Source organism: Schauerella aestuarii, from assembly GCF_009866805.1.
Lineage (GTDB): Bacteria > Pseudomonadota > Gammaproteobacteria > Burkholderiales > Burkholderiaceae_B > Schauerella > Schauerella aestuarii.
In genome coordinates this window covers 369,203-385,329 of record NZ_SIZW01000043.1, presented here as the reverse complement: position 1 = coordinate 385,329, position 16,127 = coordinate 369,203, and the positions used below count along the sequence as shown (strand labels likewise).

10 protein-coding genes and 1 tRNA gene are annotated in these 16,127 nt (G+C 46.6%); all 11 read right to left on the bottom strand.

Features of this window, described 5'->3' with window-relative positions:
* A complete protein-coding gene (locus tag EYW45_RS24910; RefSeq protein WP_161137430.1) occupies positions 1 to 1,677 on the bottom strand; it encodes an LTA synthase family protein in 1,677 nt (558 codons plus the stop codon).
* Complete coding sequence (locus EYW45_RS21130; RefSeq protein ID WP_328703688.1) at positions 1,670 to 2,443, bottom strand: SDR family NAD(P)-dependent oxidoreductase; 774 nt, start codon at positions 2,441 to 2,443, stop codon at positions 1,670 to 1,672. The genes EYW45_RS24910 and EYW45_RS21130 overlap by 8 nt, the downstream gene beginning before the upstream one ends.
* Entirely contained in the window at positions 2,431 to 3,654 is a 1,224-nt protein-coding gene (locus tag EYW45_RS21125) for a capsule biosynthesis protein (RefSeq protein WP_161137428.1), read from the bottom strand. Before EYW45_RS21125 ends, EYW45_RS21130 begins: the two co-directional genes overlap by 13 nt.
* Positions 3,651 to 5,732, bottom strand: coding sequence for a capsular polysaccharide biosynthesis protein (locus EYW45_RS21120; protein ID WP_161137427.1), 2,082 nt, complete (start codon positions 5,730 to 5,732; stop codon positions 3,651 to 3,653). Before EYW45_RS21120 ends, EYW45_RS21125 begins: the two co-directional genes overlap by 4 nt.
* Positions 5,732 to 8,029, bottom strand: a complete 2,298-nt coding sequence (locus EYW45_RS21115) for a capsular polysaccharide export protein, LipB/KpsS family (RefSeq protein WP_161137426.1) — start codon at positions 8,027 to 8,029, stop codon at positions 5,732 to 5,734. Before EYW45_RS21115 ends, EYW45_RS21120 begins: the two co-directional genes overlap by 1 nt.
* Positions 8,030 to 8,048: 19 nt before the next feature.
* Positions 8,049 to 12,008: a CDP-glycerol glycerophosphotransferase family protein gene (locus EYW45_RS21110; protein WP_161137425.1), complete on the bottom strand. Its 3,960-nt coding sequence runs from the start codon at positions 12,006 to 12,008 to the stop codon at positions 8,049 to 8,051.
* Between the two features lie 30 nt (positions 12,009 to 12,038).
* On the bottom strand, positions 12,039 to 13,037 hold the full coding sequence (locus EYW45_RS21105) for an SLBB domain-containing protein (protein ID WP_161137424.1): 999 nt from the start codon (positions 13,035 to 13,037) through the stop codon (positions 12,039 to 12,041).
* 139 nt (positions 13,038 to 13,176) lie between these two features.
* Positions 13,177 to 14,283, bottom strand: a complete 1,107-nt coding sequence (locus tag EYW45_RS21100; RefSeq protein WP_161137423.1) for an ABC transporter permease — start codon at positions 14,281 to 14,283, stop codon at positions 13,177 to 13,179.
* 5 nt (positions 14,284 to 14,288) lie between these two features.
* The gene (locus tag EYW45_RS21095; protein WP_161137422.1) at positions 14,289 to 14,942 is read right to left on the bottom strand and encodes an ABC transporter ATP-binding protein; all 654 of its coding nucleotides are present in this window, start codon (positions 14,940 to 14,942) and stop codon (positions 14,289 to 14,291) included.
* Complete coding sequence (locus tag EYW45_RS25055) at positions 14,942 to 15,724, bottom strand: ABC transporter permease (RefSeq protein ID WP_407924946.1); 783 nt, start codon at positions 15,722 to 15,724, stop codon at positions 14,942 to 14,944. The genes EYW45_RS21095 and EYW45_RS25055 overlap by 1 nt, the downstream gene beginning before the upstream one ends.
* Positions 15,725 to 15,960: 236 nt before the next feature.
* Positions 15,961 to 16,037, bottom strand: a tRNA-Pro gene (locus tag EYW45_RS21085).
* Positions 16,038 to 16,127 lie beyond the last annotated feature (90 nt).

Here is a 16,127-nt window from a genome sequence, read left to right as displayed (position 1 = left end):
CTAAATCGTCGGCGCAACCGAACGGCACCCGCCTGGCGTCTGCCTGCAAGCAAACGGCGATGTACCAAATACGGCTGTAGAATTCAAGAACAGCATCGGCAAATCGTGCGCACTAAGAGCTTGTGGTTCGCGTGGGCCAGGATCAGTGTCAAGTGAAGCGGATAGCTCCAAATTGCGCCATATAAAGTAATCGGTATTGCCGGCTGGGACGCCGTAGTGCGCGTACACCGCAGGCATGATGGGAACATGATCGCCAAAATGGCAAAGTGCGGCCGGTCTACCTAGTGTGTTCAATGTCGTGCGCAGATGAGCGAGCATCGCGTTGTGGTTTGCAATATGGCGCACATAGGCGACCAGATCTGAGCATCCCGCTGCAGGCGGAGCTTTGAAGAATCGATCGACGTCAGCGTCGTTAGTTTTTTCCCAATGTAGCGGACCATGGTTCTCCATAGTGATCACATAGACGAAGAGCGGCTGATCTGACATTTCTTCGAGTCGGCTGCGCACGTAATCTGCGACAGCCAAATCGCTTACGTATGAGCCGAACCGCGGTGCGTCTCTAAACCACTCAAGATCAATAAATTCGTCGAATCCAAGAGCTGGGAAGATGCGATCACGGCGATAAAAGGATGCAGGGTAAGGGTGTACGCAAATCGTTCGGTAGCCTTGTGACCTCAAAAAAGATGCGATCGATGCAACACCCTCCAATGCGAGCTTCCGGTACGGGCTAAAACGATGAACGCCCAGTACATCAGGATTGAGTCCTGACAACGCTGCAAACTCCGTCCGCAACGTATTTGCTCCCCATGCGGGAACGCAAAGCTGACCATGGTGCGATGCTTCAGAACGCATCACATCGTATGTCGAAAAAACTGTCGATTGGATGTTGCTCACAAGCCTGCGCACGTCAAAAAATGATTCGCTCTGCACCATGATCAAATGGGGCATAGCTTCAGCAATGACTTTTGACGATTGGTGGCCGGCAAACGGCGCACTTTGTCGTAGAGACTCAGTGGGCCGGCGCTCTTGTACCCCATAGTTCCAAAGTGCTGCTGCCATCCCCAATCTGTGCGTGTCCCTCACAGCATCGAAACTCAAGTCTGTACGACGCTGACCGCAAAGGACGCTAACTACCAATCCGCAAGAAGCAATCAGCCCACTCAACACTAGAAATGGCAACAGCGGCATATTCACATCCACCGGTGCTTCCTCAAACAAGTCGAGAAACGAAGCCAACCACAAGCCTGCTCCCGCTGTTAGGGATTCTTCGAAGACCGTTCCGGCCCACAAAGCCGCTCCATATCCACCACCCGCAAGCAAAGCCCGGCCAACGCCAAAAAACGGCAAATAGAGACGAGGATGCCGAAGCGCATCAGTGAAATATTCAAAATCGGAAAAGACAAACGGCTCGCGCAACGAGTGGAACTTAGCGTTGTTGACCAACACCAGCAATAGCTGAATTGCTAGTACGTTTAGAGCACCAAAATATGGACGCCTAAACAGCATGAGTTCAAGTCCAAACAAAAGTGTCCATAGGCCCGCATGAATTCCGATTGAGGAAAGTGGCCGACGCCACAAACTCGCTACTCGCGGCTGAAGCCCCGCCTCTAGCGTCAAGCTAGCCAGCAATCCCAGTAGGTAAGGCCATACGATCGATCCTGCAAAATCTTCAAGCACCGTACTTCATCCTTCGCAGGATGAAACTCGATAACGAAGGATGAATGACGGAGAGCAACCAACAGCCAAGATTTAGAGGGAACGGAAAGCTAATGCGCGGGCGGTTCTTAGCAACCTTTCGACGTATTAGCTTCGCCGCCTGCTCAGGCTGCATCAGAAACGGTTTAGGCCCCGGCATTTCGCGGCACATTTTTGACTCGACATAGCCAGGCATGACTACATTGACCTTGACACCTTCTGGAGCAAGCCAGTCACGCAAACCTTCACCGTATGCCTTAATCGCGGCCTTGCTCGCGCTATAACTCGGCGTCATCGGTAGACCACGATAAGCGGCAAGTGAACTCATCAACACAATCTGACCCTTTCCGCGAGCGCGCATAGCAGGTAATACGGCTTGCACAGTTGCCAGCACAGCTCGAAGATTTATATCGAATAACCCCTGAATCTCATTCCATGTCTCACCTTTAGATTGAGGCCCGATATTGATATTGACGCCAGCATTCGCAAATACGATGTCTAACTCGAAACGTAAAGAAATTTCATCCAGCCAACTATGTAACTGTTCGTGATCCCTAATGTCAAAAGCCTTCGTTTCTACAGCGGCACCTGCGATCCGACAAACATCTGCCAAATTGCTTAGTACATTATGACGTCGGCCGTGCAAGAACAGCGTAACACCTGGAGCAGCATACTCGATTGCTAGAGCCGCTCCGATTCCACCAGTCGCGCCAGTTATGACAATATGAGTTTCCTTCATAGCAAAGATTCCAACGGCGAACGCTCACCCAGAATTCGCGGCAGGGCTCCATCTACCGCCATTCCTATACCATCCTTAGTATAAAATCCACCGTTAATTTGAGTGGTGTGGATAACAACATTCCGAAAGGCATCTAGCAAACGTCCATCTGGCCGAGTGCCGTCCAACCAAAACCGATCAAGCTCACCCTGAAACGTTAACCCTTTTATATTAAAAATAGCCTTCCCCAAGGCGATGGTGGGACACATATGTACCAAGGCCGATCCGCCTACGGTGCTATTGATAGTCACGACGCCACGAGTGTTACGAAGCAAGTCGGGAAGACTACCATCTTCAAGATAAATCACCCGGCCCGTCAAAAAGAAGTCTTTGGTGAGTTGGCGAACAATCGCTGCATGATTGACGACCCCGGCATCGAGCGGATGATTCTTGATGACTAATAATGAATCTTGCGGCGCATGCAGCGCAAAAGATCGCATCGTCAGCGCTAACATCTCTCTCATATTTGAGAATTCCGAATGCACTCGGATCTGTGAGTCACTATTAAGCTGAAGCGGAATGAAATAAAACGGACGTCCAGATACTAATAATTCATTAACATTATTAACATACTTTTTTTTTGAAAGTGAAATTTTTGCACCACGTCGAATATAGTAGGCATACTCCTTAAAGGGACTTACAGGCGCATGATTTCTATAATTGCGATAAAAAACTGGATTCGAAATACCAAGGCTATTGTAGCGAAGATCGTGCCAAGCCCGAGCAAAGAAAGAAGAAGAGAAGGCGTTTCCATTTCCATACTGAGCGACCGAATTGCGCATATCAAGGTACCACTGAGGGTCCTTGGGTAATGACGAGTAACCATTAACTCCACCTCGCTCCAGCGTCACCCAATAAGGACGGAAATAGCCTTCTTCAAAGACATGCACCTTTATTCCCAAGCGTTTCGCTAAATCTATTGCGGGTATATGAACCGGTCGGGTATCACCAAAAACCAAAACATCCGTGATACTACGTTCATCAAATATGGACTGAATAAAAGGCGCCAACTGGTCCAGTGGCCGTCGAAATGAAACGGCGTCTCGCCCCTTCCAAAAAGCATTATCACCGGAAGTAAAGTTAATCCTTGCCACGGCAGAGCCACTTTGGCGAAGCGCCGCCGCAAGCTCAGAAAAAAATGGAGAACATACACCTTGCAAAAATAGAAACGACCGTTTCATAGCCGGTTCAATATCCGGGCTATCAACCGTCGCAACGGAGATCGTCTATTATTTTTGACACCCCAAGCTTCGAGCTCGTCCAATGCACGCTCCGGAGTTGTGTATAAATGAGTCACCCGACTTATATAAGTCGGGTAAGCAATCAAGGACGAGAAAACCAATTGCTCTAAAGATAAACGTCGACGGCGTCTGGCAATTACCTCAGGCGTCAATGCTCGGTCGACCGTCAATCCCCATCCGGAATAAAAAGGCTGTCCATAAGTAGTCACGCTCTTTCCTCTAAGGAGAGCCTCAAACCCCGATAAGGAAGTGAGTACACATACTTCGTCAATTTGCTCGAACAAATTGGCAATTGATACATCATAAATAATCTCGTCACAATAATGACTGACCTCTGTCTCAGTTGGACCCGCCGCCCGAAGGCCCGCTACGACATCGGGATGCTGCTTGTAAATAACATACGCGTCCGGCGAATCCCTCCGAACTGCCTTTAATAACTCCAGATTGGACGTTATACCGCTACTGCCAAACTGAATCGAAGCATCATTCTCAACTTGTCCAGGAACGAGGATCACACGCCGCTTCGCGCTAGGCCTCGTCCATGTGCAGGACTGGATCAAATTATATTTGGTGATGCGATGCTCCACGATTCGATGTATTAGTCGGCCCGCTCTGTACAAATCAGCCTCTGTATAATCTCGATTGTTTAGGTCAGCTTCAAGTCCTGAGGGCGTACGGGCGTCATAGTGAATCCCCTTATCGTCCAAAACCCAGGAAAGTGGCTTGATAAAGTCGGCACCCAGACCAACTGATCTCAGGAACCCATCTTCCACTCGAGTCACTCTAGAGTTAGTTTGATTGCCGCAGAATTTCTTTACGAGTTCCTCATGCCGGCAGCCCCAGACAATAAGGTGATCACAACGCGATCGCTGACCGATCAATTTTTTTTCCGAGTTAAAAAAACTAATGTTCACACCCGCGAAAAAATGTCGAAGCGTCGAATGCTTCCACTTTGAGAAGCCCACGGCATATGCCCGGCCGTCGAAGCGCGCACGATTCGCAATTTGAACGCCAACCCACTCCACTAGATGCTCCACTTCACAGCGCCGACCAGATTCGGGATCAGCATAGCGCGAATAATCAACTAGAGCAGCGTGAAGTAACTGTTCTATTGAGGCCACACATCGCCGTGGAGTAGGGGGACCTCTGTCCACGGTAAGGCCCCAGCCCGCGTAAAAAGGAACGCCAAAAGTTATGACAGGCCGCCCCCAAATGAGCGCCTCGAAACCGACCTGTGATGTCACAACGTAAACTGCTCGGGCGTTGGCCACTAAATCAGCTATGCACACATTGACCGCAATGATTACTATCCGACCATTTCTTGAAAGATTGCTTAAGTCGAAATGCCCTCGCTTGCGGCCCGCTAGAACATCTGGATGAACCTTTACGACGACAAGCACATCGGAGTTATCACACAACGCTGCTAACAGCATCCTTTCAAAGGTGCGATGATCGGCTTGACCGCCCGCGATCGAGGCGTCTCCCTCCGTTTGATCGACAACCAGGACGTAATCCTGTTCTATCGCTGAACGAACGGTGGCACTGTTATATTTTGAGACACGATTATCACGCCACGATTTCCTAAGCATTCGCGCGCGCTCAAATTCCTTGACCGAAAGCTCTCGACTAATTAGCTGTTCAAGCCTAGAAGGGTGGCGACTGTCAAAATAAATGCCGACGTCGTCTATTATGATGGATGATGGCGGATCCTGGTGACCTAGGCCCAATGAGCGAAGAAATCCATCCTCGATTGAAAGAACCGGCAAATTCAGACTTCCAGCGTCTTCAATCGACTTTAAGGCATTAGGTTTTCGGCCCCAAACAACCACGAACTCCGATTGAACAGCGAGCCGCTTGTCGAAAAAAAATTCAAACTCCTCCAGTAGCACACGAATCGTTGAATGTCTGACTAAGCTTTTTGAAAAACAAAGCAGATTTGGGAACTTAATTTTTCTTCCGTAGATAGACGGTGAACACTTGACGCGCGTTAGAGGTTCGCTTGAATTAATGTGAGACATCAACTTGCCTTAATTTTCGATATATAGATCCGGGAAAACAAGGAAGAAATCCGACTCTTCGAATCAAGAAAGAAGCGAACGGGATCACGATTAATCTTCTTTTTCTCGCGCTCAGTTAAGAAGCATTCAAATAGGAGCTGGATAAATCTCACCATTAAGCTATGCGTCCTAGGATCAATCACTTTGGTCAGAATCTGCTCTGCCCCATCCGCGCTGGCTAGCATTCCCTTACGAGCACCGTAAGATTTATGAGAGAAGCGTCGGTTTGATTTCAGGCCCGAGCCGCAGTTATCAGCACTGCCGTCCCAGACAAACCGCTCGACGGAGATGTCTGCATATCGGTGAATGTCGCGTCCTGCGCCTTTCTCTATAACATCTTTTGCAATAAAAAAACTATACTTATCTCTAATTAGCCAAGCTATAAAGCACTCGACTGAGGTCATAGACGTTGGAATCGCCGTACGTTTTTCTATGCTCGCAATCGCTTTGTCTAGATCGACACATTTATTAGCGAGGCCGGAAGCACCAGAATAGTACGAGTTCCCTATCGTAAATGTCGTCTTCCCGTGTAGTAAAGCCAACAGTCCCATACCAGAATTATAGGTTACAACATAATCCGAAGCTTCAATGATTGCATGCGGGTTTGCACCAGACGAGATAATTTCAATGTTCTTTGACTGAAACTTTGACGAATCTTTAGATAGCGGATGCGATTTGACCACGAAAACGTATTGCGGATACTTTGAAGCCACGGTATCGATGTCGTCTACAAAGCTTTGATATGAACAATAAGAAGAGGTAAATTTATTAACCGCCATATCTTCCGACAACTGCAGCGGTATTAATATATGCCGTTTTGCTATCGGACGGATTGCAAGTTCATCCAAAGTAACTTCGTAGTCATCACAATCCTCCAGCGAAAAATCTCCGCCAATCAAGACATCGATCAATTTTCGAGCTTTTGATCGGGACTCATCGTCAATTTCTGAAATAACTGAATCTATATTTTTGTATGAAGAGTCGTTGTAAACGACGTCTTTAGCATAATATATCGAGTTTGGCAATCCGCCCCTTTCGACGATCATTACCTCAACCCCAGTTGACCGTGCAAGTTCAATAACTGGCAGAAAAACTCGATGACTCACCATATATGGATTGAATATTGCGACTAGATCAGCATCAGGAATTGTTTCTTTTAATCTATCCGATACTAATTTAGAACTTGTCGACAATACCATTTGAAGTCGGTAGCCCCGGAGACGCAATGGTAGAAAATATGCCCAATGACTTAGATCCTTCAATAAACATATTGCAGTCTTTTCTCGCGGCAGATCGTCTACCGTCAACAACATATGTTTATTCGAACTGTATCTCGCAACTAACGCCTTAAAAGCATTTCTCTTCCAATCATTGTTAGAAGTCCAGTAACCCTGTGAGGAGGGTCTTTCATGCCAGAGATGGTACGCCCGCAACCCCAGTCGCTCGCAGGGGGCAGTAAACGCTTCAAGATAAGCGCGAAAGCCTGCGTAAGTTGATCTCTGAAAAAAGGATGTCGTGCGAGGTCCATAGAGATCAGCGGATAGCTCGACAGGTAAAGGAATATCTGACGACAGCATGGCCAGCCTGATTTGATATTCAAAATCTTCAGAGCCATGTCCGCGGAAATTTTCCGAATAGCCGCCACTAAGTTCGAAAAATGACCTTGTTATTAAGAATGCATTACTGTAGGGAGCGACATACTCCAACTCGCCATCAAACGCCGCATGAGAACATGAATAGCAAAGCTCAGACAAAATTGCATCCGTTTCTGAAACATCGGAGATAGTTTCCAGACGCTCCGTCGCGATCTTACCGATATGATAAATAGGCATCGTCAACATACGGCGCGGATAACTCGAAATCTTAAGCTGGTTCGCAAGCTGACAGATAGTCAAGAAAATATTACTGCCGAATATAAAATCCACATCGGTAAAAAATATATATTCAGTTTTTATCCTTCTCGCGGCTATATTCCTAGCTCGGCTTGCAGAAAATAACCCTGAATCCTCCACAAAGAAATAAGAGCAGTCGTTTTTGTTACACAGCGCCTCGATTTGGCTTCGATAATTATTGTCAGATCCGAAGTCGACCACCAGAAATCTCGGACTCGGGTCGTAACGCGACAGAATCCGCTTCAATCTCGGCAAAATCCAAGGCGTATAGTTGGTCACACGGACCGCCACACATACGGTAATGTCATGCGGCGAAATGTGACTGCTCGGCTCCGCCTCGATCAATGTAGCAACGGGAATAGTCATATTATTTAGCGTAACTACATTAGGTCTGTAATGAGGCCTCGCCAATTACCGCGTTATTCTGTGTGCCTAGTTGGTTGACGGCTACACGAAGCGCGTTCGTGGAATTCAGCATTCGCACCGAGTGCAAGCTGGAGATTGTCTTTGGCGTTTCAAAATTCGGAAACAATCTCAGAAGATTTTCGAAACATATCTCCGCGTACTCGTAGTCTCGTTCGATATAGGCAAGTTCTGAAGCGAGCAACAAATCAGCAGGCGTTTTTGCATCAGATTTCGGGACACCCTTGACCACCAATAATGCCTCACGCGTCAGTCCCATCGCACGCAAGCTCGTTGCCAGCTTGAAATTCACGTTTGGATCGGCAGAGTAAAGGTGGCTCCAAAGCAGACAAGCCTCGTCCCATTTCGAATCAATCATGGCAAGCTCCGCACGCTCTCGAACCACAAAATCGAGATCTAGCATGGTATGCGATAGCTGAGCAATTGAGTTTCGACATGTATCCAAGCTTCCGGCAAGCCTGAACGAGGCAAGACATACCTCTAATGTATTAGTTGGCATGCTATTTACACCGCCCGGAAATGCCGTCAACGCGGACTTCGCAGCATCGGAATAGCTTCCAGAAATATATTGCACTCGCGCTGTTAGTCGATGGTAAACCGCATCGCCGCCAGCAACCTTGCGGTAGCGCACTAGCGCCCTCGAGGCAGAGTCACTCATCCCAAGCTTTAAAAACGACTCAATCTGAACGATTAGAATTTGAGGGGAAGCGTTGACTGATTGCAACAAGAAAAATTCGCTTTGACTAACCACATCGAACGCACCCTCGGCGAATTCAATAGCAACCTGAATGAACGGAATCACAACATCGGGTAGTCCTCGGCTCATTAGGGCTTTCAAAGCTGCACATTCATTAGACATCGATAACCCAAGAACGTGATTTAGGATTTCGTCGTTGGATGCACAGCGTTCCGACAACGACGCCGTCAATGCCCAATCTTCGAGAGCGATTGCCAATAACTGGGACTCACGAGCTAGCAACTCTGCATCCAACCCGTCAATAACGTTCCCTTGGATATCGTGGATCTTATGCGCTTCGCATAAGTTGTCCGTGGCCGCCTTATGCCGCCTTAGCCTACGGTTCGCTTTTGCAGCACGTACGAGAACGGCAACAGTCCTCCGTAGATTGTGAAACGTATCTTGTTGCAAGTAGATTTCCGAAGCCTCCTGGACCAAATTCCAGTCGCCGCGTCTATCCCCCCAAACAATTAAAGCGTGAAGGCTGCCGATATTTGGCGAAGGGACGAAGTCAGGTCGGTACAAGTTCCGGATTGCTTCTAGCACCCGCTGGGAATTATTCCCATCCCTGAACGGAAAGAAACCCAACATCCGTTTCCTATATTGCTCATCGACTTGCTCTCGTTCAATTACCTTGGTCAGTTCGTCAATCAAACTTCCAAGTTCTAAACATACCGGACCGAAACCGTCATTGGTATAGTCGAAATATCCTTTCTCGTAGCTATGACCGCGATAGAAATCATCCTGATCAAATTGATAGTAGATTAATGATTTCTGCAAATACGCAAAATCAAACGCGACAGATGAGTAGTCGGTTATCAATATTCTAGAAGACGTCATCAATTTCTGGATTGATGCGCCCTCATGAGATAGCTTTAATACGTGTTCCGGCGCAACAAAAGTATGCAGGTATGGCTGCACGTTTGCATGTGGAAAAAAGATAACCTTGTACCCAAATTTTCTGCAAAGCAACTCTAATTCCGAACTCTGCAGAAACTCACTCCATCGACGAGCGTATTCCGAATTCGAAAATTCCTCATTTAATAATCGCTTACTACCTAAAGAATTCTTACCAACAATATTGTTTCTCCAGGTCGGCATAATGAGGATCGTTTTGTCGATCGCCCCCTTCTGCCCCGTTAAGGTGTCGTGCCGAGGCAGTCCGGAAAGTACCACCTCTTTTTCTGAGAACTTGTATCTGTTCCCTGATGAGACAATTGAATCATATTCGGCCGACGAAGAAGTGACGAAAATATCCAACTTCTTAGAATTCAGCCAACGTGACAGATCGTCTTTAATCACACCATGCTGAAGAAAAACAAACTTTTTGTCCTTGGTTAGATTTCCATCTTTAAAATAGTCGACTACGTAGTTATCAGCATGCGAACTGATAATTACTGACGCTGACTTAAGCAGAGCTTCGTGCTGCACAGTTCCATAGGGGATTAGATTGAATCCTTCTAGGCTGAGCCTAGGCCAGTCGTGTGACCCTGCATCTAGGACAAAATAGTGCTGCGCACTCTTCTCCGTCTTAACCGCATAGCGATAAAAATGTTCGGCATTGTCGTCAGCTTGCACATCCCGATCCATATAGATCCAGATAGGTGGCTGATTCGTAGTGTTAATGGGGGGGCGACGTGAGGCGAACGCATCCAAAACCGCGGCGAGACTGACTTCTCGCTTGGGGTTCGCCCCAGGCAGAGAAAGCTTTGCGGGGATCCCGGAGAGCATCGCGCTAAGTTTTGCGGACCCCTCTAGGTCGCCGTATCGTAGCCATAGGTGACGTTCTAAGACGAATGTTTCACCAAGAAAATCATGCTTAATAGTCTTCTCATAGACGCACGCCCTGAACTTACCGTCGGCTGTAATGGACTCTGCTTCGACCAAAGGCGTGAAGTAGCGGACTTTTAGAATTTTTTTCTGATGGTCAATATCGTCGATATATCCTATCTGAGTCGAAGGGTTTCTCCCTTTGTAAAGACCAAGCCAAGCAACTTTATGATAAAACCATACCCCTGCAAGGTTAAAATCCAAAATTGTCTTTTCGTCGATGTGTCGGAACACATCCCTTAAGAGGCTGTGCATACGCTGAATCTGATCTGCAGATAGAAACGCGACAATGTTTGAATTATTAACTAGCTGTTTGTAATACCAACAGATCTGGTAGAGCACGGTCCACTGCAAATGTTTTGGCGCTCCGTTTGGGGAACTTTTCAGTAGATCGAGGCATCCATGCTCGAGCACTTGATCGAAAAGACCTGGATGACTCCAAGCCTTGTCTAATGAAGATGACTGGTCTTCACGCTTTCGGTACAGGTAGCGTGAATCTGGGACGAAAGCGACATATCCATCACTCAACGAAAGAAATTTGTTGAGAAAATGCGCGTCCTCAAATGTTGGACGTATGCGTACATCAAACTCGCATCCAGTAGATCGAATCGCTTCAACATTGAAAATCGACGCACTGGCAGACAAATTTATGTTTCGTCCTAATTCGCCTATTTTCGTTACAACAATCCCGGATTCAAAGCGAAACTTTAAAGGATGAGTATGGGAGTACGCGCTGCTCTTTTCTCTAAAGAATATCGTATTCGCAACCAGCATCAATAGACGCTTCGATTTATGATTGCCGATTACTGTAGAAAAGTTCGAAAAGTAATTTACATCTAGAAAATCATCGGGGTCAACAAAAGCGACCCAATCACTATCGACGTACGCCAGCCCCATATTTCTAGCCGACGCCTGCCCGCCGTTCTCTTTGTAAACATATTTGATGTTCTTCGGATACTTCTTCTGCCACTTTTTAATTTTCTCGGCAGATTTATCCGTGGATCCATCGTCAACCGCTACGATATATATATTGTCGAGAAAACCATTTGTTTGAGAAACGATCGAACTAAAATAGTCGTCAAGATACTTGTCAACGTTATAGATTGCGCTAACGATAGTGTAGCTAGTTCGCGAAACTTTGCTATCTTCAAGTATCGTAGGCCGTGAACGTCCCTTAGAGTCACTGGGTGCGTTCACCCCTCGGCCTACAACAATGCTGTTGGAGTTGCTCTTAGAAACTGATCTTGTACGTGAGAATCCAGTGGGATCGACACGTTTAGCGTACATGTCCAAAAAGAAAAGCTTAGGATCTCGCAGAAGCTTTTTGAACTTTCTATTTCTAAATAATTTGATCATTTTTCGTCGATGAATGCACTAATTCCGTTTTCAGAAATTCTCAACGCGCTGTCCGAGGATTAAAGTTTGTACGATAGGAGAAATTATTTTCTGCCATTCATATACCGGCGAGTTTGTGACATATATTGCATCCTCAGGCCTTAACAGAAAATTCTTCGCGAGGAAAATTGCGCTTGGCGCTCTCATATCCAAGCGTATTACCTCCGTGCGCATTTTGCCTGGGTCTGCTCCGAAAGAGCGCATCGACCGGAATATGAACACCCCGCGCGGATCAGCGGAACGTTCATTTAGTCCTCCGACCATGCCAAGAGCTTCCAACAGCGTGGGAAATTCTGATGGCATATCGTGCAATCCGGGCTTGTTCACTGCCCCCATGGCAACAAAACGTTTTTTTGCGCGCTCGACGACGATTTCCGATCTGGGTGGAATCTGACGATTCAGACCTCCAAGCAGCTCCTGATAATTGATAGAGGTGACCTCATTTCCCGTTCTTAAAATCACATTCGTTAGATGCGGCTCCATTATTGGTCCTCCTGCCATATTGATGGCATCCAGTAATGTCAATGGACCTTTTAAGACGGAGAAGCGCCCAGGGTTCCTTACGGCACCTGCCACAAGCACGGACCCTGACAGGTCGCTTATTATTTCTAGGTGGATTTGTGCTTCGGAAACGACACCCTTCAGTTTTTCAAGGATAGCAATCTCACTTTCCCTAAGAGTGCGTCCTGAAACTTTCACCTGGCCAGCGTACGGTATGGATACAAAGCCCAACGCACCAACTCGAACCGAAGAGAATACCGTCCCACCACTTGACAATGGGGCGAATATGGCACCATCCGACACGCTATCGGAAATCATTATCCTTAGAACATCGCCGGGCGCTAGCTTGATCTCGATCCCTCCGATCTGCGCTACCGACGCATTTGGCGGTAATTCTTCAGAACGCGCATATCGTGAACTATTAGCAGCGTTGAGATCGATTACAGTATATCCGTCGCGCTCGCTTTCGGCGTTCGTAATAGCCGACATGTACGGCCCTGCGCCCGAAAGGGAAGCGCAACCGGCAAGCGCCGATGCAGTGGCCGCAATGTAGAATAGTCGTCTGAATGCGGCGAATCGCAAAGCACTAAGCCTTCGAATTGAATATAGACATGGAAATTCTGGAATTTTAATCACGATGGTCTTCGACAGTTGCTGCCACGAATCTGTAAATGCCGAAAATTATAAGCAACACTATGAATATCGTTATTAAGTTATATATCTTACGAGGAAAAGCCGCCAATTCCGATAGACTTGGCGTGGAAACGGTCACCAAGCTGCGTATTTTCTTTGTCGCCTCAATCCGTGCATTTTCTACTGCGCTTATATTAACCTTGTAAGTTTCCTCCGCGATCGCTGCTTGAATAGTCAAATTACGATAATCCGCAGCGAGAACATTAAGGCGGTTCGCTCCAGCGTCGACTAGTAGCTTGGACCGTTCCGCTTGCAACTGTTGCTCCGTCCCCTTTATCCTTGATTTAATCTGTCTTATTTGAGGAGAGTTAGGACTAAGGGTGTTCTCATACGTGGCAAGCGTCGCACGATCTCGTATTACCGTAGCTTCGATCTCATAGATTACTTCAGCGCGCCCCTTAGCGTTACCCTGAGCATCGAATGTTTTTGTTTTAGCCTGAAAACTTATTAGATTATCAGTAGCCGCGTTATAGCTAATAAGTGATTTTTCTAATTCTCCTTTTGCGAACTCCATTTGATCGCGTGCCATACGATGTGAAATCTCATTAACAAATTTTTCGCTTTCCGCCAAAATTGTAGTCAATACAAGCTGCGAGTATTCTGGATCATAACTTTGAACCTCGACTCGGAGGAGACCTGTAACATCGTCCAGATGCGCAGAGACCATCCTTTTGTAGAACTCAAATACGTCATCGGATGGAGAGTCATCGGATAGCCAGAAAAGTGGATCTGATTTGTTTCTAGTAAAGTGTTCTTTCCAGGAAAGCTTGTCGTTTAGGATCTTCAACATGTCTGGCGATTTTAAGTAAGCTCCTAGGTAAAGAGTTTCCTCTCTTGAAGTCGTGTTCCCAGCGCCAAGTAAAACCGCCAATCCGGGTAACCGACTGCTCTCGTTCCCGCCGCTTCGAATAACCACTTCACTTGAACTAACATAGCGGTCGGCAGCCAGTACGACGTAATAGAGTACCGAAATTAAAAAGGGAAACACTACGATTATCAGAAACGGCGCCTTAAAATAGAAGCTTTTTTTTCTTTCAGACATATTATCTAGGCTTTGTAGGCCCTTATCCCCTCTTCCACATCTATAAACGTTGTTGCAGTGCCATCTTGAATTAAAACAACCAAATCGCAAAACTTTCGAACATCACTCATAGAGTGCGTTACAAGAATTATCTTCGATTTTCTTAACTTATCATTGAATACGGCACTACATTTTTCTTTAAATTGCGCATCTCCGACTGACATCACTTCATCTATGAGAAAGTAGTCAAAGTCAAATGCCATGCTCAAACCGAATGCCAATCTAGATCTCATTCCTGAAGAATATGTTTTTACGGGCTCTTGAAACCAATCACCTAATTCGGAGAACTCCCTAACATATTCGACCTTATCTCTTATCGCTTGTCGATTGCAGCCGTTCACTCGACACACGAACTTAACGTTCTCCGATCCACTCAAACTGCCCTGAAAACCACCACTAAGTCCGACCGGCCACGAAATACTCTTATCGGTTGTGATTGTTCCATAGTCTGCGCGATCAGCGCCACCTATCAATCTCATCAACGTAGATTTTCCAGCACCATTACGCCCGATTAACGCAACATTTTTATCGGGAGGCACAGAAAAATTTAAGTTTTTAAAGATGTACTTTCTCCCTGATGGAGTAAGGTATGACTTTGTGAGTTGGCAGATTTCGAGCATTAGAGCCTCAATAGCTCGTGCCGCCGTGTCCTGTACAAGGCGAGACCAATAAACAGGGACAACATAGAAGCCGACATTAAAAATGCCAGCGACACGCCGTCTGCGACCTTGTAATTTGGCAGAGCACTTAATCTCAAGAACTCAATGAGGTGGAGAAATGGATTCCACAAGAGATAATTTATCGCTTGGGGGGGAAGCTTTGAAGGCGGAAAAAAAACACTAGAGGTGAAATACAGAGGTAAAAAACTTAGCCGTATGAATATTTTTATCTGAGGTGCGAAGTCAGTAACTACTGCAAACATGCAGCCCAGCCCAAAGGAAAACATTATGCCTGCTAACAATATAATAAGCCATGTCAGTACATTGTTAATTCCAGCTGCCATTCCGTACCATTCAAATGATACGCTTATGATTACGAACACTATCGTGGCTAGTGCGCACTCAACTAAGGTTCGGGCTATAAATGTATCTAGCGGGAGAATTTGACGATAAGCAAATAAGGCTCGGTTCGCTTCTAAACTCTCCATCATCTGTAATGCGATATTTCTGAAAAGTAGGAATGGAGCAAGGCTTACTAGCAGAAAAACAGAATAGTCAACACCGCCTACCGTTCCACCGCGGATCATCCCAAAAATTACCGCGAAACCCAATATGTGTAGACATGGCTCAAGCACGGTAAATACCGCGCCCATTCGCAACGTCCCAAACCTACCTTGCACCTCACGCAAAACGAGTGCGTACAAAACATTTCTAAATATTTCAAATGATGATCGTTTTCGCACGTGGATGCTTTTGGATACTTACTGTCGGCCCATGCCTAGTAACAAGGTATGAAGTTAGCCCAGATTACAGAACTCAACAACTCGACATCTGTAATGCGTTTTATCTTCGCAACACCTATGTTCTTTTCACATGACCAGAGTCGCATACATGTTGAGAGCGTCGACATTCGAAGTGCTCTTTATTGCGATAAAAAAAACCGGCAATGAAAAAGTTCATTGCCGGCTTTTTGTTATTTTGGTCGGGGCGGTGGGATTCGAACTCACGACCCTCTGCTCCCAAAGCAGATGCGCTACCAGGCTGCGCTACGCCCCGACTGTTGATGCGGAGCGGATTGTACATCACTCAGGAGATACCTTTTTCTGACTGCGTCCATTAGTGCTAATGTCTTCTGCACCCGTCGAC

Bases quoted from the DNA above. Each gene is read 5' to 3' on its own strand.
- EYW45_RS21120 (WP_161137427.1), bottom strand. From the start codon at position 5,732: ATGTCTCACATTAATTCAAGCGAACCTCTAACGCGCGTCAAGTGTTCA.
- EYW45_RS21125 (WP_161137428.1), bottom strand. From the start codon at position 3,654: ATGAAACGGTCGTTTCTATTTTTGCAAGGTGTATGTTCTCCATTTTTT.
- EYW45_RS21100 (WP_161137423.1), bottom strand. From the start codon at position 14,283: ATGTCTGAAAGAAAAAAAAGCTTCTATTTTAAGGCGCCGTTTCTGATA.
- EYW45_RS21095 (WP_161137422.1), bottom strand. From the start codon at position 14,942: ATGCTCGAAATCTGCCAACTCACAAAGTCATACCTTACTCCATCAGGG.
- EYW45_RS21110 (WP_161137425.1), bottom strand. From the start codon at position 12,008: ATGATCAAATTATTTAGAAATAGAAAGTTCAAAAAGCTTCTGCGAGAT.
- EYW45_RS21115 (WP_161137426.1), bottom strand. From the start codon at position 8,029: ATGACTATTCCCGTTGCTACATTGATCGAGGCGGAGCCGAGCAGTCAC.
- EYW45_RS21105 (WP_161137424.1), bottom strand. From the start codon at position 13,037: ATGTCGGCTATTACGAACGCCGAAAGCGAGCGCGACGGATATACTGTA.